The following is a 15,838-nucleotide window of genomic DNA, read 5'->3' as shown; positions in this document are numbered from 1 at the left end:
TGATTGGATCAGTTGCGCTTCATGGTGGGATCGAGCGCGACGCGCAGCGACTCCCCTAGCGTATTGAACGCCAGCGCCGTAACGAGGATGGCGATGCCCGGCGGATACATCTGTTCCGGTGCGATCTCCATGTTCTGATAGGCACGCGCGAGCATTGCGCCCCAGCTCGGGTCCGGTGACTGGATGCCGAGCCCGAGAAAGCTGAGGCTCGCCTCCGCCAGCAGCGCCGCGGCAAGCAGCAGCGTCACCTGCACGATCACCGGCTGGATCGCGTTCGGCAGAACGTGGCGCCACAGAATGCGCTTGGTCGATCCGCCGAAGCAGCGCGCGGCATCGACGTAAAGTTCGTTGCGCACCACCAGCGTGCGGGCGCGGACCAGCCGCGCCAATTGCGGAGCGAACACGATGCCGACCGAGATCATGCCGTTGGTGAGCCCGATGCCCAGCGCGCCGGTGACGGCGATGGCCAGCACGATCGCTGGAAACGACAGGAAGCTGTCGATGATGCGGCTGATCACGGTATCGACCCAGCCGCCGAGATAGCCGGCGAGGATGCCCACCGGCACGCCAATCAGAACGGCAATGATCACCGCGAGGAAGCTCGCATAGAGAGAAGCCATGCCACCATAGATCAGTCGGCTTAGCGTATCGCGGCCGAGATCGTCGGCGCCGAGCCAGTGCTCCGCCGACATCGGCGCCATCGCGGCGTCAAGGTCCTGCGCCGCAGGCGCATAGGGCGAGATCCACGGGCCGAGTAGCGAAATCAGCAACAACGTGACCAGCATAGCCAGGCTGAGCGCACCGCGAATGTCGTTAACGAGCCAGCCCGCAAAGCCGGAGAGACGCCCGGGCCGGCGCCCGGCGGGGATGCCGGTGTCGGTCATGAGGAGATCCTCGGATCGAGCACGCTATAAAGAATGTCGGTCAGGAGGTTGAGCGTGACGACGATCAGCACCATGGTGAACACCACGCCCTGAACGACGGGAAAATCCCTGTGCATGGCGGCGTTGACGATCAGCCCGCCCATGCCGGGAATCGCGAACACGGCCTCGACCACCACGGTCGCCGCAAGCATGCGGTTTGCCAGCAGGCTGACAACGGTGAGCAGGTTGACGCTCACGTTCTTCAAGCCGTGGCGCCACAGGATCGACGACGGCGGCAGACCCTTGGCATGCAGCGTCCGCACCTGCTGGGAAGAGAGGATCTCGACCAGCGAGGAGCGAAGCTGCCGCGCCACTTCAGCGACCCCGCCGGACGCCAGCGCCAACGCAGGCAGGATGGCGTGGCTGAGCGCAGCCCACGGATCCGTCATCAGCGATACCGCGCCGGTCGCCGGCAGCCAGTTCAGTTGCAGCGAAAAAAACGCAACCAGCAACATGCCGAGCCAAAAGTTCGGCACCGCGACGCCAAGTGACGCGATCGCCATCACGGCACCGTCGATCCACGAGCCCGGCTTGACTGCCGCGGCAATGCCGAGCGGAATCCCGATCACCAGCGCCGTCAGCAGTGCGAGCGACACGATCAACAGCGTGTGAGGCAGGCAGCGCTGGATCGAGGTCAGCACCGACTCGTTGGAGATCAACGAATGCGCCAGATCGCCATGCGCGGCTTTCCACAGCCACGATCCGTATTGCAGGAAGAACGGCTTGTTCAGACCGTAGAGCTCGCGGATCTCGGCGATGCGCTCGTCGGACGCATTGTCGCCGGCCAACGTCACGGCAACGTCACCCGGCACCAGCTTGAGCAGGCCGAACACGATGAAAGTCGACAATACGACTACGGGGATCGTCTGCAGCAGGCGCCGGCCGACGATGCGGAAACGTGCGGAATTCAACATGCAGATTTTACATCCGAATGAGGCGCCGCGAGATCGCGGCGCCCAGAGATTAACCGAGGATCTACCCGAGGGAGATGTTCTCGAACTTCGGCTTGCCGAGCAGGTTCGGCGAGAAGCCCTTGACCTTGGCCGACAAGGCATCAAGCTCGAACTGGAAGGCGAGCGGCGCCGACAGGGCGTTTTCAACCGTGAAACGCTGGATCTTGGCGAACACTTCGGCGCGTTTGGCGAGATCCTCGCTGATGCGGCTTTCTTGGATCAGTTTCGAAAGCTCCGGGTCACCGGTGCGCCCGGCATTGTAGTATGCGCCTTTGTCGAAGCTCAACCCGTAGGTCATGCTCGGGTCCGGACGACCGGTCCATGCCGACACAAGGAGGTCGAACTTCTTCTCGGTAGCGAAGAACTGCGCGCTGATTTCGGCGATCGTCCCTCGGGTGAACTTGAGACGGATGCCGGCCTTGCCGAGTTGGTCCTGGATCACCTCGCCGCGGCGCACGGAATCCTGATCCATGTAGCCGCCGATCGTCAGTTCGAGGCCGTCCTTGTATCCGGCCTCGGCGAGCAGTTCGCGCGCCTTGTCGGGATTGTGCGGATAGGTCCCCGCCACATCCTTGTTGAAGGCCCAGTGCGAACTCGGCAGCGTCATGCGGGCGGGCTCGCCCAGTCCGCTCAAGGTCGCCTTGACGAAGGCATCGCGGTCAAGCGCGAAATTGATCGCCTGGCGGACCTTGAGATTGTCGAGCGGCGAACGGCCATAGTTGAGGTAGAGCTGGATGCAGTACAGCGTCGGTGAACTTACGACGGAAAGGCTCTTTGCGCGTTCGATCACCGGCTTCAGCCGCGCCGGCAACTGGAACGCCATATCGTTCTGCCCGGCCACCACGGAGCGCAACGCCGTGGCGTTCTCGGGAATGATGTTGAACTCGATGCCATCGAGATAGGGCCGGCCCTTCTGCCAGTAATCCTCGTGACGTGTCACCACGATGATTTCGTTGTCGTTCCAACGAACGAATTTCCACGGGCCCGCGCCCACCGGCTTGCGATCGGTGTCGTTGCCGAGCGCCTTGATGTTGGTCGGCGACACCATCATGCCCGCACGATCGCTGAGGATCGCGGGCAGCGCGGTATCCGGGTTCTTCAGCTTCAGGGTGACCTGCAGCGGGCCGGTCACCTCGACCGCTTCGATGCTGGACACGTCGGGCTTGATATTTGAACGCTGGTCGGTGCGGCTACGGTCGAGGTTGAACTTGACCGCCTCGGCATCGAGCGGGGTTCCATCGTGAAATTTGATGCCGGCCGTGATGTCGAGCACCATGATCTTCGGATCGGGAAACGACCACTTCGCCATGCCGGGCTTCGGCTTCAGCGTCTCGTAATCCCAGATGACCAGCGTGTCATACATCGTCCACAGGATGCTGTGATCCGAACCGGCGCCGCCGGTCGCCGGATCGAGCGAGGACGGATTGGCGGGCGCTGCGACCTTCAACACGCCGCCCTTCTTGGCGTCCTGCGCCAGCGCCGGCAATCCAAGCGCGCCAGTCGCCGCGGCGCCGCCCATCAGCGCGAGAATATCGCGGCGACGCAACGTCGCGTTCCCGAGGTCGATCGTTCGCATGGTGTCTCCTCCCAGTTTTATGATGCGCGTTGCGCTTTTTGATTGTCGGGCGGCGGCCCGTCGGCCGTCGCAAAGTGGCAGGCCACACGATGACCCGGTTTCACCTCGCGCCAGGCGGGCATTTCCTCCGCGCAGCGCGGCTGCACCGAGGGGCAACGCGTACGGAAGCGACAGCCCGAGGGCGGCGAGACCGGGCTCGGAATCTCGCCTTCCAGGATAATGCGACGATCGACGCGCATGCTTGACGGCAGCGGGATCGGCTCGGCCGAAAGCAACGCCCGCGTATAGGGATGCAGCGGCCGCTCCACGACATCCTTCGCGTCGCCAAGCTCCATCAGCTTGCCGAGATAGGTAACGGCGATGCGGTCCGAGATATGCGAAACCACAGCAATGTCATGGGTAATGAAAACGTAGGTCAGCCCAAATTCGCGCTGTAGGTCGGCGAACAGGTTGAGCACGTCGCCGCGGATCGAAACGTCGAGGGCTGCCACAACCTCGTCGCAGACGATCACCTTCGGCCGCAGCGTCAGCACGCGCGCGATATTGACGCGCTGTTTCTGGCCACCGGATAACTGATGCGGATAGCGGTCCGCTACCTCGGGGGCGAGGCCGACGCGCTCCAGCACCTTGATGCCGCGGCGACGACGCGAAACATGGTCGCCGTCGCCCATGATCTCGAGCGGCTCGACCACACTGTCGATGATCGTCATGCGCGGATTGAGCGCCGCGTTCGGATCCTGAAAGATGATCTGGTAGTCGCGGCGATGTTTTCGAAATGCGCCGGTGCCGAGCGTCGCCGGATCGGTGCCGTCATGCAGGATATGGCCGTGCGTTGGCGGCAACAGCGATACCAGCGCGCGCCCGAGCGTGGTTTTTCCGGAACCGGACTCGCCGATCACGCCAAACGTCTCGCCGCTGCGTACCTCGAAATCCATCCCGTCGATGGCCTTGACCGTGTCGCGCCCGTCACGCGTCGGAAACAGGATGCGCAGGTCCCGCACCGCAAGAACCTCGCGGCGGTCCTTGACGACCGGGTTGTCATGCGTAAGCGACGACATCAGTTTACCGCCCCTGGCAATTCGAGTTCGGGCGCGCGCCAGCAACGTGCCGCACGATCCTCGTCGATATCGAGCAGGAGTTGCTCCTGCTCACAGCCTGCGATGGCATGCGGGCACCGCGACCGAAACCGGCAACCGGGGGGCATGGCGCTAGGCGACGGCACGCGGCCCGGGATCGACGCGAGGACGCCACGGCGCTGGCTGAGCCCCGGCAGCGAGCGCAGCAGGCCGGACGTATAGGGATGCCGCGGTCGCGTCAGCACGTCATCGACCGGCGCATCTTCCACGACCTCTCCAGCATACATCGTGATCATGCGGGTGCAGGTCTCGGCAACGACGCCCAGATCATGGGTGATGAAAACCAGCGCCGTTCCCGTCCGTTCGCTGAGCGAGCGCAACAGGTCGGTGATTTGGGCCTGCACGGTGACGTCGAGCGCCGTGGTGGGTTCGTCGGCGACAAGAAGCTTAGGCTTGCAGATCAGCGCCATGGCGATCATGACCCGCTGCAACATGCCGCCCGACATCTGGTGCGGATATTCGTCGCAGCGACGCTCCGGCGCGGGAATGCCGACTTCGCGCAGCGCGGCGATGGCACGCTCGCGCCCTTCCGCCCGGCTGACCGGGAAATGCGTACGGTAGGCTTCGCTGATCTGTTCGCCGACGGTGAAAACCGGATCCAGCGCGCTCATCGGCTCCTGGAAGATCATCGCGATGTCGCGACCGCGCACCGCGCGCAGTTGGCGCGGCGACAGCGTCGCAAGGTTGACGCCGTTGAACAGGATATCTCCCTCGATGCGGGCGGATGGTGGCAACAGTCGAAGCAGCGACAGGCCGGTCACCGTCTTGCCGCAGCCGCTTTCGCCTACAAGCCCAACGCGCTCTCCGGGTGCTATCGAGAAACTGACGTCTCGCGTGATCGACAGCGCATTTCGGCCCGTAGCAAAAGACAGCGAGAGATTACGTACCTCGAGGAGCGACACCGCGTTGACTGACGCCTGAGCTGCGTCAGCTGGCAGGGCGGTTAGAGCAATATCGGCAAGGCCTGTCATTGCGGCACGTCCAACCGGCGTCTTGCAACATCCATAAGGCGACAAGTGCGCAACAAGGCCATAAGCCGGCGCGCGGGGTTGGCCGCGGCGCTCCCGGTCAACGATGGGTTTGGCGACGCAAACGTCAGAGCTGACGTCATCTCCATGTTCACCTCCCTGGCGATTCCCGATCTTGTGCCGGGAACGTCGATCGCAGCCCGGCTTTGGCCGGAGTCTTGCGCGTCAGCCCAACGATGAAACGGCATGAACTGTCAATTGTCAACAATAGACTAATGCGCTAAAATGAACCATATGATGGATGAGCAGACATCAGCGACCGGGAGGAAGTCATGGACGCGACGCTCCGCACGCCATTGACGGGCCACGAGGAAGATCAGGCAAAGCGGTTTGAACCGCGCACGCTTCCCGATCAGGTCGCGGAAGAACTCGGTGCCGAAATCGTGTCAGGCCGGCGCAAAGCCGGCGATCGACTGGTCGAACTTGATCTGGCGCGCGACTTCGGCGTCAGTCGCGGGCCAATCCGCGAAGCCATCCGTATCCTCGAGCGCCGCCGCCTCGTCGATGTTCGTCCGCGCCGTGGCGCGTATATCCGGCCCTTGTCGCTGAAGTCGGTTGCCGACCTGTTCAATGTCCGGGCCGCGCTGTCGATGCTGGCGGTGCGCACGATGGCGACCTCGCCGGTCGAAAGCTTTGTCGACACGCTGGAGCGCCGTTGCGACGAACTGAAAGCAATGGTGGAGGTCAATGATCCTGTCGCCTTCGCGTATATTACGACGCGCGCCGTGAAAACGATCGCGCGCGGTTCGGGGAACGAGTTGCTGGTCGAGCTTCTCACCGATCTCGCAAATCAGACGGTCTGGGAAACCATCTGGAAGACGCCGCTGGATTATCAAACGGGTGACATCCGCCGCATGAGTGCCGACCTCATGGTCGCAACATTGAGGACCATACGGCAGCGCAAGCCGAACGCAGCCGTGACCCACCTCGGCCAACTCCTCGAAGGCGACCGAGACCGCGCGCTGGCCACACTGTCGTTGCTGCGCGGGGAGTCGTTCGATCTCACCGCAATCTCGCCGGTCGACGGACAAGAGCCCAAGCTCTCAGAAGCTGGCAGGTAAGAGCGAGATTAACTTGGGATTCTAAAGACGGACGAATGCACCAAGTTCGATGCAGCGTGCGGAGAGTTTTCTGGAAACAGATCCCGATGGCCGCTTGGCGCCGATACTGTTGAAAAAGTCGAAAATTGATCGACCTCAAAAATCTTGCCAAAACCCGCGTTCAGTCTCATCCGTCGTTGGACGCTGCTTCTGCCAACTCTCGATGACCCGTGATCGATTTTGCGGGATGCGATGCGGTCCCTCAGGTCACTATGAGCGAGGCACACCAGCGAGGCTAGGAAATTTCGAACCGGAGCGGAAAGCGACTTTTTCAACAATATCCGCCATGAGCCGCCGTTCCATATCGCTCCATTACGCGAATCTTTACTCACGCAAAGAGAGTAAAGATCATTCGTTGCACCTTTTAGAAAGAACTTGTATCGTAGGTTTGTAAGCCACAGTGCGATAGCCAACGGCTCCGCTGCTAACTCGCTTACCAGGTCTGCCGGCAATGCCGGGCCCCCTTCTAATTCGCGAGCGAAGCGCTCCGATAAAGAAGCCGTCGAGCCGCAATGCGTGGCGATGAATTCGGGCTGACTTTCACCCTTTGCAATTAACTCGCAGCGCAGAGCCTTCTGCGCCGAAGGAGCGGTTATGTCTGCCATCACCTATAAGGCTGAGACGTCAATTTTGGCATTGACCCTGAATGAGCGGAATGCCCGTACGCACTCCAAGAAGCAGCTGGGCCAGATTGCCCGCAGCATCGCCGAGTTCGGCTTCACGAACCCGATCATTGCCGACGAACACGGCGTCATCGTTGCCGGTCACGGAAGGCTGGAGGCTGCTCGGAGCCTTGGGCTGAGCGTTGTACCGGTCATCACCGTGACCGGTTTGTCGGATGCCCGCAAGCGGGCGCTTATGCTGGCGGATAACAAGATTGCCGAAAATGCCGGCTGGGATCGTCAGAAGCTGGCTTTTGAGATTCCCGAACTTAGCGCACAGCTCGAGATTGAGGGCAGCGATATCACGCTAACGGGTTTCGATATCCCCGAGATCGATCAGCTGATGGTCGACTTCGGCGGCCCCGAGCGCGACCCCGACGACGAATTTCACAATGTCATTTCGAAGCCGATTAGCCGGCTTGGCGATCTTTGGCTTCTCGGTCCTCACCGCTTGCTGTGCGGAAATGCCCGGAATGAGACGGATCTTGATCGCCTCATGGGTGGTGCGTGTGCGTCGATGGCCTTCCTGGATCCGCCCTATAACGTCTCGGTTGCCAGCGTTGTTGGCCGCGGGAAGACGAAGCATCGCGAATTCGCCGAGGCCTCCGGCGAGCAGACGCCCGCGGAATTTCGCGAGTTCTTGACCTCTTGCCTGTCCAACGCAGTGCGGGTCTCAAGCAACGGCTCTCTTCATTATGTGTGCATGGATTGGCGAAACCTCGCTGAACTGACGATGGTCGCGAATGGCATCTATGGTGCTCACATCAATACGGCGGTCTGGACCAAGACCAATGCCGGCCAGGGTAGTTTTTACCGCAGCCAGCATGAGGAAATCCTGGTCTTGCGGGTTGGCGATAAGGGGCACTTGAACAACGTTGAGCTGGGGCGCCATGGTCGTTCCCGCAGCAACGTTTGGCCGTATGCCGGCGTCAACACCTTCCGCAAGGGGCGCATGGACGATCTGCGCGATCACCCTACCGTTAAGCCCGTCGCACTGGTGAGCGACGCGATGCGGGACTGCACAAAGCGTCGCGATATTGTGCTCGATACGTTTTGTGGGTCAGGCACGACCATCCTGGCGGCCGAGCGCGTTGGCCGGCATGCCTATGGCCTGGAACTTGATCCCGCCTACGTCGACACGGCTATTCGCCGTTGGCAGGCAATTACTAAAAAAGATGCGGTCCACGCCGACACCGGCGTTACGTTCGACGAGTTGGCGCCCGAGCGGCTTGCCGCTCTCAACGTTCTGTGAGCGCGCCATGAAGAAGAAGGGCTCCAGAACGCCGCCGACATCCAGCGATTACGAAGTCGGTTATGGGAAACCGCCGAAGGACCATCAGTTCAAACCGGGAAAGTCACCGAATCCGAACGGTCGGCCAAAGGGCGCGAAGAACAAGGACCCTGCCCCGGACGACCTTGCGCAGATTTTTGAGGAAGAGGGCGCTCGGTTTATGGCAGTCAAAGACAATGGAAAGGAGACATCGATGCCGACGGCGCGCGTAATTGTTAGGAAACTGAACCGTCAGGCAGCGAGCGGTGATACGCGCGCTCAGAAAATTGCACTTGAAGGCCTGTCCCTTGCTCAGGAAAGGCGCGCGAAAAAGAAGGCGGAGCGCTTCGCGCTGGCTGTAGAATATAAGATGTCTTGGGAAAAGCGCTTCACGGAGGCTGGAACTCGCAGGTTAAAATTGCCGCCTGGGTGTCCTCACCCTGATACGATCGTGCTCGATTTCGAAAAGGAGGAGTATGCGTGCATTTCAACCACGCCGGACGAAGACGAATTGTTGTCTCTCATGCTCAGCCTGCTCAAATGGTGGCAGACGATGATGAATGACATTCTGGCCTCCGATACGAGTGACACCGATCTGCGTGATACCCACGAGGAGCTGAAGTTCGTCTGGAAGATGATTGGGACTATTTCGCGGTCTCTTGGTTTACCGTGGGACATCGATTTTCGATCAGAGGTCGACGACGACAGGATCAAGGCGCTGAAAACAAAGCTGCTCGGTAAGAAATAGACATGGCAAGTGATGCTGACATCAGCGGCGGCGCTTAAAGCGCCGCCGAATCTTCTATAACAGACCCGCATTTTTGCGGATCACCTCGATCAATGGTGCTGTCACGAAGCGCTTTGCTTCGGCCTCCAAAACTGTGCGCTTCCGAGCAGACGCACTTTTCGCCTTTAGAAACTTTGCCAGTGTATTTTCATTGTCGCGCGTGCATTTCAGCAGTTGCTTGTATATTTTCCCCCATTTTTCATATGGGGCAGAGCAAAGGCTAAGCATCAAATTTATATCTTCGGCATCTGGGAAACGCACAAGCCCTCGTGATTCGAACGAGGAAATTGCGCTAGTCATTTTCTTCCAGGTTTCGATCCGCTTGCGGGCTGAGGTCAACCAATACTCGCGGTCGCGCGTTGCGTCTACTTTGGCAAGGTCATTCTGGATGGCAACCATCACATTGTAGATCGCTCTATTGAAGTACCAGTCGGGGGCCGTGATATTCTTATGGCTGTTCAGTAGCGAGGCTTGCTGGGATGAAAGCTCTCCGTGTGTAAAGTAAAAGATTTCGGTCGGTGCGCCCTCGCTGAAAAGATATTGGCAGTCTGATCCATTGTTGAGCTTCTTGCAGTTGTAGAAAAATGAAGCGCAGACCAGATTTTCTAAGGTGTCCTTTCCACCTCGCGACTTCGGTTTGACATGATCGACCCAGTCGGCGTGCGAAAAAGGCGCCGTGCCATGATCGAGATACCAGACGGAAAGACCGGAAAACGAACAGATAGCTTTATCACGTGCGAATACAGCGGCTCTGAGTGCATCGTTCATTGTACGCCCAAGTTTGTGCCAGCCCAATTGCGTGGTCGACGCAGACAATAATGCTTGTGGGCCGCACTATCCAGTTTTGGGATAATCCTATTCTAGGATCAAATTTGCCGCCGCCGATTCTCGGCCCTGGCGGCGCATGCAGAAGTCCCTCAAATCGGCGGAATACGCCCGGCTTATCGCCATGCTTGTTGCTGTGCGGGAGAATGCCGGCGTTCGACAGCAGCCATTGGCCGCGAAGCTCGGGAAACCTCAGTCCTTCATCGCAAAATACGAGGGTGGAGAGCGCCGGATCGACCTGATCGAATTTATTGCCATTGCTCGGGCCCTGGACGCCGATCCTGTCAAGCTGCTTAAGGCCTTCGTGGCGGGCGAACCGACCTAGAAGGTGGCTGGCAGACCCAGGAAGTCGGTTCGCTAGCCGTGGGGATGGGTTCAGCGGCGTTTTCATCGATCATTTCATGATCGGGCGGAGCCAGTAAGAGCCACAAGATTGCTCGACAATCGCTCGACTTTCGGCGGCACCAGAGCGGTACTACGTCCAGTTCAGGGAGGACGCCATGGACCGCGCAGCAATCGACCCCGCCTTTAAATTCATCTTGAGCGAAATCGCCATTCGACTGGCCGATGCGGCCCGCATCGGCAGGGCCGCCGACATCTGCGCTGCCTCGGGCAGCGTCACGGAGGGCATCACTTTTTCCATGGAGATCGACCAGATGCTCTACGAGGCTGGCCGCCTACATGACGCCGCCTCGTTGATTAGCCGGCTCAGCCGAGAGTAAGCAGGTCTAGTTTGGCTCTCCTTGGCCCCGCCATCGCGGGGCTGTGTCGGTGGCAGCGGATGCTGTCGTCGAACAGGAGAGCAAGATGGCCACCACGGCAAATAAGAAATCAGCCCCCGCAAAACCGGCTCATGCGATAGCAAACCCCAGCCGTTCGGCCGCTAAGAAACCGGCATCGGCAAGCAAAGCCCGCCCGACCAAGCCCCCGTCTCCCTCCTCCGCTTCCCCAGCAAAACCGGCCGCCATCTCGTCCAAGCAGCAGAAGGTCCTGACCATGCTCGGCCAGCCGACGGGCAGCACCATCGCTGCGATCATGAAGGCCACTGATTGGCAGCCCCATTCCGTGCGCGGATTTCTGGCCGGGGTCGTGAAGAAGAAGCTGAATCTCAAGCTTTCATCGGAGATGGTTGACGAGGTCCGGGTCTACAAGATCGCCAAGCCGGTCGGTCAGCGGTGATGCCGGTGACCAACGCCAAACATCGCGATCCAGCAGTCGAGGCCGAGCTAGATCGGCTCCCGGCCGTGCCGATCATCCAGTTGCGCGGCCGTTACCGGGAGCTGTTCCGTACCGATCCGCCGCAGGCATACGGACCGGATCTGCTCCGACGCAGCATCGCCCAGCGCATTCAGGAGAGGGCATATGGCGGTCTTCCCCGCCCCGTCCAGCGGCAGCTCGACCAACTGATCAAGTCCTATGCCGCGAAGCCGACCGGCAAGCTCGTGCTGCCTCCACGCATCAAGGCAGGATCAACCCTCGTGCGCCAGTGGAAGGGCAAGAGCTACCGGGTGACCGTGTTGGCGGACGGCTTTGCCTTTGACGGCCAGATCTACGGCAATCTCTCGGAAGTCGCTCAGTTGATCACCGGCACCCGCTGGAACGGGCCGCGCTTCTTCGGTTTGCGGGTCAAGCAGGACGTCAAGGAACCGTCGGTGCGAAAGCCACCGCTCGGCGGCGGCAGTGACTACCGGAAGCGGAACGTGGAACTGGCAGAGGTGAAAATCCGCATCAAGAAGCGTCGCCATGGCCTCTAGCCCGATCAAGCCGCTCCGCTGCGCCATCTACACCCGGAAATCGACCGAGCACGGGCTGGACCTCGAATTCAACTCGCTCGATGCCCAGCGTGACTCCTGTGAGGCGTATATAAAGAGTCAGGCCTCGCAGGGGTGGCGGGCCCTCGCCGAGCGCTATGACGACCCCGCTTACTCGGGTGGCAATCTTGACCGCCCGGCACTTCAGCGACTGCTAAAGGACGTCGACGCCGGAAAGGTCGACGTCATTGTCGTCTACAAGATCGACCGGTTGACACGCTCGCTCGCTGACTTCGCCAAGCTGGTCGTGGCTTTCGATGCCAAGTCGATCTCGTTTGTGGCCGTGACGCAGCAGTTCAACACGACCTCTTCCATGGGACGGCTGACGCTGAACGTGCTGTTGTCTTTCGCCCAATTTGAGCGGGAGCTGTCGTCCGAGCGTGTCCGCGACAAGATCGCGGCGAGCCGGCGGAAGGGCAAATGGACCGGCGGCACAGTGCCGCTCGGCTACCGGGCCGTGAACAAGAAGCTGGTCATCGACAAGGATGAGGCCGAAACCGTCCGCACAATCTTCAAGCGCTATCTGGAGCTGGAGAGCTTCGCCAAACTGGTCGCGGACCTGAATGCCCGGGGCATCGTGACAAAGCGCCGGACCACCAGAGTCGCCAAGTACAACGGCGGCATTCCGTTCACCTACGGTCCGCTCGCTCACTTTCTCAAAAACAGGGTCTATGTCGGCGAGACCGGCCACAAGGACAAGTGGTTTCCAGGCGAGCATCAACCGATCGTCGACCGCAAGGTGTTCGACGCAGTCCAAGCGCTTCTTCGGTCCAACTCGATCCGCCGGAAAGCCAGCCAGACCGCCAGTGAAGCGCTCTTCATGGGAAAGCTGTATGACGACCGCGGTAACCGCATGACCCCAAGCTTCTCGGCGAAAAATGGGGTCCGGTATCGCTTTTACGTAAGCTCGGCTCTGTTGCGCGGCCGCAAGTCCGAGGTCGGATCTTTGGGCCGGGTCCCCGCCCAGGAAATCGAGGACTACGTACTTGCGGCATTACCGTCGCGAACGCCGACCAGCGCGATACCACAAGCAGATAGTCGCGCCGCCCTACAACTGGTCGACCGCATCATCGTCAGCCGCAGTGAGGTGCTGATCAAGATGGCGTCCCCGGATGACCTCCCGGCTGCCGGCCGTACTCCCGGAGATATTGCTCTGCCTTGGCAGAGCCGGACGACGGGCTCGTCATCTCTCATCGAGAACCACAACACCGACAACTGGAAACCGGACGAGAGCTTGATCCAATCGATGGTTCGGGCGCGTCACTGGCTACACACACTGCAGGACGGTGCTTACGACACCATCGAAAATCTCGCTGCGGCGCAAAACATCCACCCCAAGGTCGTTCGGCAGGAGCTTCGCTTGGCGTTTCTGTCGCCCAGCCTGGTTTCAGCTATCCTGGATGGGACCCAGCCCACCGATATCAAACGGCAGCATGCATGGAAGACGCTGCCTTTGGCATGGATAGACCAGCGGCCGTTGCTGAGATAGCTCGTCTATCGAATGTTATGGAACCTATTGATTTTGTCTCACGGCGTTTCTTCCTATTATGAAATAAGTTCCTAAGATGTACCCAACGTGTACCATCGGCGCGGCATATTAGTGCCCCGCAACGGGGCGAGTCTGCCTTTGCGGAAATCGCAAAAGCTTGACGTTCAGGCAAGGATTTTCGAGATTTCTCGTCAACTTTCCTTCATGAATACCATGAAGGAATATATTCTTTTCTCGCGTGAGCCGTCAGTTTCATAAGTTATCGATGCGAGAGCTTCCAGGAGCGATCAAGCGCGCCGGCAACTGTTATTGGCAACCTTGCCAAGCAATAGACCAGCTCATCTGCGATGCGACCAGGGATGTGATGTAGTGGCAGATATTGTGAGCCCGGCGCGCCGGTCCGAGATGATGAGCCGCATTCGCGGCAAAGGCACGAAGCCCGAACTGGTCGTGCGCAGCGCGGCACACCGGCTCGGCTTCCGCTTTCGCCTGCATGTCAGAAAGCTTCCCGGGTCGCCGGACCTGGTCTTCCCGGGCAGGAAGACCGCCCTGTTCGTCCATGGCTGTTTTTGGCACAGGCATGAAGGGTGCCCTTATTGCTATGTGCCTAAATCAAATATACAATTTTGGCACGAGAAGTTTGAGAAGAACGTGGCACGCGACAGAAGCGTGCAGGCGGGGCTGGAGGGAATGGGGTGGCGCGTCGCAATCATCTGGGAGTGTGAGACCACGGATTCTGACGGCCTTCACAAGAGGTTGAAGGAAATGCTGTGTCCCCGATGATTGCCGCAGATGCGCTACTGATTCGCCAGAGAAAGCTCTCCCGGTTGCGCTCGGGTGGAAGTCCGCGCGCGCTCGAGATCTGTTCCGGTTGCGGCGGCCTCTCCCTGGGCTTGCAGACCGCAGGATTTGAACTTGCTGCCCACATCGAGATCGATCCCGAAGCCGCAAAAAGCTACGCCCTCAACTTCGCCAATGGTCACGACGTGGCAGGCCCCTGGGCCGCTCCGCGAAACATGGAGACGGTATCGGCAGATGAGCTGGTAGCTGAACTTGAGCTGTCGACTGCTACGGCGGACTCGTTTGACGTCCTCGCCGCCGGTCTGCCCTGCCAAGCCTTTGCCCGTATCGGCCGGTCAAAGCTTCGCTCCATGTCCGGCGGTGAAGAGGACGCTTTCCAGAAGGACCCGCGCGCCGCGCTCTATCGCCGGTTTTTGAAATACGTTGAGGATACGCAACCGCTCGCGATCATCATCGAGAACGTTCCCGATATTCTCAATTTCGGCGGGCACAACGTTCCGGAGGAGATCTGCGAGCATCTGGAAGCTGCCGGGTATTCGACAGGATACACACTTCTCAACGCTGCCTACTTCGGTGTGCCGCAGATCAGAGAACGCCTGTTCATTGTAGCCCTCGCCCGCGTCACTGGAGAGAACCCTCGCTTCCCCGTGCCCACTCACTTCGCCGAGCTGCCGAGCGGTTATCAGGGGACCCGCCGGGTTGCTCTCAAACACGTCGATCAGACCAGCGGGCGCTTCCACCAGCTTCACCAACCGTCCGACACATTGAAGCCGGCTGTGGGGGCGAGGCAGGCTCTGGCAGACCTTCCCCGGATCACCGAGCATGTCAGCGAACCGCGAGTGATCCGCCGACGCAAGCTTACCGACACCCTGCCGTATCGCGAGAGCAAGAAAGCACTTTCGGAATACGCCGGCCTCATGCGGAGCTGGGATGGATTCGGCCGCGACGCCGGCACGGATGGTCATCTCGTTCGTCTGACGCCTCGCGACTTTCCAATTTTCGAAGCCATGGATCATGGTGCCGACTATCCGCTGGCGAGAAAGCTTGCCGAGGAGATGTTCGAGGAGGCCCTGCGTAAAAAGCGCCTCACCGGCGTTCACAAGAACTCTGCGGCCTATCGCGATCTCAGAAGTGCAATGGTCCCGCCTTACGATCCCGCAAAATTTCCGAACAAGTGGTGGAAGCTTGATCCGGCGAAGCCGTCGCGCACGCTGACGGCTCACATGGGCAAGGACACTTATTCGCATATCCATTATGACGGTCAGCAGTGCCGGACGGTGTCCGTGCGCGAAGCTGCACGGCTTCAGTCTTTTCCGGATGGTTTTGTCTTTTCAGGTGCCATGAATGCTGCCTTCCGGCAGATCGGAAATGCGGTGCCACCGCTGCTCGGCCTGGCTGTCGCCCGCGTCGTTCGTGAACAGCTGGATAGGGCAGCACAGTCTGCAGATCAGACTGATGATCGTCAGGTTGCCTAGAG

General features: G+C 60.1%; 17 protein-coding genes. 10 read left to right on the top strand and 7 right to left on the bottom strand.

Annotated elements, in window-relative coordinates:
- Window positions 1-8: 8 nt before the first annotated feature.
- The 5 genes from FIU28_RS06930 to FIU28_RS06910 form a co-directional block, all read right to left on the bottom strand.
- Window positions 9-884: an ABC transporter permease gene (locus FIU28_RS06930; protein ID WP_143572259.1), complete on the bottom strand. Its 876-nt coding sequence runs from the start codon at window positions 882-884 to the stop codon at window positions 9-11.
- Window positions 881-1,837, bottom strand: a complete 957-nt coding sequence (locus FIU28_RS06925; RefSeq protein ID WP_143572258.1) for an ABC transporter permease — start codon at window positions 1,835-1,837, stop codon at window positions 881-883. Before FIU28_RS06925 ends, FIU28_RS06930 begins: the two co-directional genes overlap by 4 nt.
- A 61-nt stretch (window positions 1,838-1,898) precedes the next feature.
- A complete protein-coding gene (locus tag FIU28_RS06920) occupies window positions 1,899-3,452 on the bottom strand; it encodes an ABC transporter substrate-binding protein (RefSeq protein ID WP_143572257.1) in 1,554 nt (517 codons plus the stop codon).
- Window positions 3,453-3,469: 17 nt separating this feature from the next.
- Window positions 3,470-4,510, bottom strand: a complete 1,041-nt coding sequence (locus FIU28_RS06915; protein ID WP_143572256.1) for an ABC transporter ATP-binding protein — start codon at window positions 4,508-4,510, stop codon at window positions 3,470-3,472.
- Window positions 4,510-5,559: an ABC transporter ATP-binding protein gene (locus tag FIU28_RS06910; RefSeq protein WP_143572255.1), complete on the bottom strand. Its 1,050-nt coding sequence runs from the start codon at window positions 5,557-5,559 to the stop codon at window positions 4,510-4,512. Before FIU28_RS06910 ends, FIU28_RS06915 begins: the two co-directional genes overlap by 1 nt.
- Before the next feature lie 329 nt (window positions 5,560-5,888).
- On the opposite strand from FIU28_RS06910, the gene FIU28_RS06905 reads away from it, so the two are divergent.
- Window positions 5,889-6,677 carry a GntR family transcriptional regulator gene (locus FIU28_RS06905; RefSeq protein WP_143572254.1) on the top strand — a complete coding sequence of 263 codons (789 nt, stop codon included), beginning with the start codon at window positions 5,889-5,891 and terminating at the stop codon, window positions 6,675-6,677.
- An 8-nt stretch (window positions 6,678-6,685) separates the two neighbouring features.
- Here the strand turns inward: FIU28_RS06905 and FIU28_RS26660 are convergent, their stop codons facing one another.
- The gene (locus FIU28_RS26660) at window positions 6,686-7,321 is read right to left on the bottom strand and encodes a hypothetical protein (RefSeq protein WP_210247756.1); all 636 of its coding nucleotides are present in this window, start codon (window positions 7,319-7,321) and stop codon (window positions 6,686-6,688) included.
- Between FIU28_RS26660 and FIU28_RS06900 the strand changes: the two genes are divergently transcribed.
- Together FIU28_RS06900 and FIU28_RS06895 are read left to right on the top strand one after the other, a co-directional pair.
- Entirely contained in the window at window positions 7,311-8,630 is a 1,320-nt protein-coding gene (locus FIU28_RS06900) for a site-specific DNA-methyltransferase (RefSeq protein ID WP_143572253.1), read from the top strand. The genes FIU28_RS26660 and FIU28_RS06900 overlap by 11 nt on opposite strands.
- 7 nt (window positions 8,631-8,637) lie before the next feature.
- Window positions 8,638-9,396 (top strand): DUF5681 domain-containing protein, encoded by a 759-nt coding sequence (locus FIU28_RS06895; RefSeq protein WP_143572252.1) that lies wholly within the window; start codon window positions 8,638-8,640, stop codon window positions 9,394-9,396.
- Window positions 9,397-9,450: 54 nt separating this feature from the next.
- Here FIU28_RS06895 and FIU28_RS06890 read toward each other — a convergent pair whose 3' ends face one another.
- Window positions 9,451-10,203, bottom strand: a complete 753-nt coding sequence (locus tag FIU28_RS06890; RefSeq protein WP_143572251.1) for an HNH endonuclease — start codon at window positions 10,201-10,203, stop codon at window positions 9,451-9,453.
- Window positions 10,204-10,339: 136 nt separating this feature from the next.
- On the opposite strand from FIU28_RS06890, the gene FIU28_RS06885 reads away from it, so the two are divergent.
- From FIU28_RS06885 to FIU28_RS06855, 7 genes are all read left to right on the top strand, one after another.
- Entirely contained in the window at window positions 10,340-10,585 is a 246-nt protein-coding gene (locus tag FIU28_RS06885) for a helix-turn-helix domain-containing protein (protein WP_143572250.1), read from the top strand.
- A gap of 175 nt (window positions 10,586-10,760) precedes the next feature.
- Window positions 10,761-10,982: a hypothetical protein gene (locus FIU28_RS06880; protein WP_143572249.1), complete on the top strand. Its 222-nt coding sequence runs from the start codon at window positions 10,761-10,763 to the stop codon at window positions 10,980-10,982.
- Between the two features lie 85 nt (window positions 10,983-11,067).
- Window positions 11,068-11,439, top strand: a complete 372-nt coding sequence (locus FIU28_RS06875) for a DUF3489 domain-containing protein (protein ID WP_143572248.1) — start codon at window positions 11,068-11,070, stop codon at window positions 11,437-11,439.
- Window positions 11,439-12,014, top strand: coding sequence for a DUF2924 domain-containing protein (locus FIU28_RS06870; protein ID WP_143572247.1), 576 nt, complete (start codon window positions 11,439-11,441; stop codon window positions 12,012-12,014). The genes FIU28_RS06875 and FIU28_RS06870 overlap by 1 nt, the downstream gene beginning before the upstream one ends.
- Entirely contained in the window at window positions 12,004-13,560 is a 1,557-nt protein-coding gene (locus tag FIU28_RS06865) for a recombinase family protein (RefSeq protein ID WP_143572246.1), read from the top strand. Before FIU28_RS06870 ends, FIU28_RS06865 begins: the two co-directional genes overlap by 11 nt.
- A gap of 369 nt (window positions 13,561-13,929) precedes the next feature.
- Window positions 13,930-14,343, top strand: a complete 414-nt coding sequence (locus FIU28_RS06860; RefSeq protein ID WP_210245627.1) for a very short patch repair endonuclease — start codon at window positions 13,930-13,932, stop codon at window positions 14,341-14,343.
- Window positions 14,340-15,836 (top strand): DNA cytosine methyltransferase, encoded by a 1,497-nt coding sequence (locus tag FIU28_RS06855; RefSeq protein WP_143576075.1) that lies wholly within the window; start codon window positions 14,340-14,342, stop codon window positions 15,834-15,836. The genes FIU28_RS06860 and FIU28_RS06855 overlap by 4 nt, the downstream gene beginning before the upstream one ends.
- Window positions 15,837-15,838: the final 2 nt, after the last annotated feature.

Origin of the sequence: Tardiphaga sp. vice154, assembly GCF_007018645.1 — a bacterium.
Taxonomy (GTDB): Bacteria; Pseudomonadota; Alphaproteobacteria; order Rhizobiales; family Xanthobacteraceae; genus Tardiphaga.
Note: the sequence above shows the minus strand (reverse complement) of the source record. Positions and strands in the feature narration are given on the sequence as shown.

Coding starts and splice junctions, on each gene's coding strand:
- FIU28_RS06885 (WP_143572250.1), top strand. CDS start 10,340: ATGCAGAAGTCCCTCAAATCGGCGGAATACGCCCGGCTTATCGCCATG.
- FIU28_RS06930 (WP_143572259.1), bottom strand. CDS start 884: ATGACCGACACCGGCATCCCCGCCGGGCGCCGGCCCGGGCGTCTCTCC.
- FIU28_RS06920 (WP_143572257.1), bottom strand. CDS start 3,452: ATGCGAACGATCGACCTCGGGAACGCGACGTTGCGTCGCCGCGATATT.
- FIU28_RS26660 (WP_210247756.1), bottom strand. CDS start 7,321: ATGGCAGACATAACCGCTCCTTCGGCGCAGAAGGCTCTGCGCTGCGAG.
- FIU28_RS06870 (WP_143572247.1), top strand. CDS start 11,439: ATGCCGGTGACCAACGCCAAACATCGCGATCCAGCAGTCGAGGCCGAG.
- FIU28_RS06925 (WP_143572258.1), bottom strand. CDS start 1,837: ATGTTGAATTCCGCACGTTTCCGCATCGTCGGCCGGCGCCTGCTGCAG.
- FIU28_RS06855 (WP_143576075.1), top strand. CDS start 14,340: ATGATTGCCGCAGATGCGCTACTGATTCGCCAGAGAAAGCTCTCCCGG.
- FIU28_RS06900 (WP_143572253.1), top strand. CDS start 7,311: ATGTCTGCCATCACCTATAAGGCTGAGACGTCAATTTTGGCATTGACC.
- FIU28_RS06905 (WP_143572254.1), top strand. CDS start 5,889: ATGGACGCGACGCTCCGCACGCCATTGACGGGCCACGAGGAAGATCAG.
- FIU28_RS06890 (WP_143572251.1), bottom strand. CDS start 10,203: ATGAACGATGCACTCAGAGCCGCTGTATTCGCACGTGATAAAGCTATC.
- FIU28_RS06910 (WP_143572255.1), bottom strand. CDS start 5,559: ATGACAGGCCTTGCCGATATTGCTCTAACCGCCCTGCCAGCTGACGCA.
- FIU28_RS06895 (WP_143572252.1), top strand. CDS start 8,638: ATGAAGAAGAAGGGCTCCAGAACGCCGCCGACATCCAGCGATTACGAA.
- FIU28_RS06915 (WP_143572256.1), bottom strand. CDS start 4,510: ATGTCGTCGCTTACGCATGACAACCCGGTCGTCAAGGACCGCCGCGAG.
- FIU28_RS06865 (WP_143572246.1), top strand. CDS start 12,004: ATGGCCTCTAGCCCGATCAAGCCGCTCCGCTGCGCCATCTACACCCGG.
- FIU28_RS06880 (WP_143572249.1), top strand. CDS start 10,761: ATGGACCGCGCAGCAATCGACCCCGCCTTTAAATTCATCTTGAGCGAA.
- FIU28_RS06875 (WP_143572248.1), top strand. CDS start 11,068: ATGGCCACCACGGCAAATAAGAAATCAGCCCCCGCAAAACCGGCTCAT.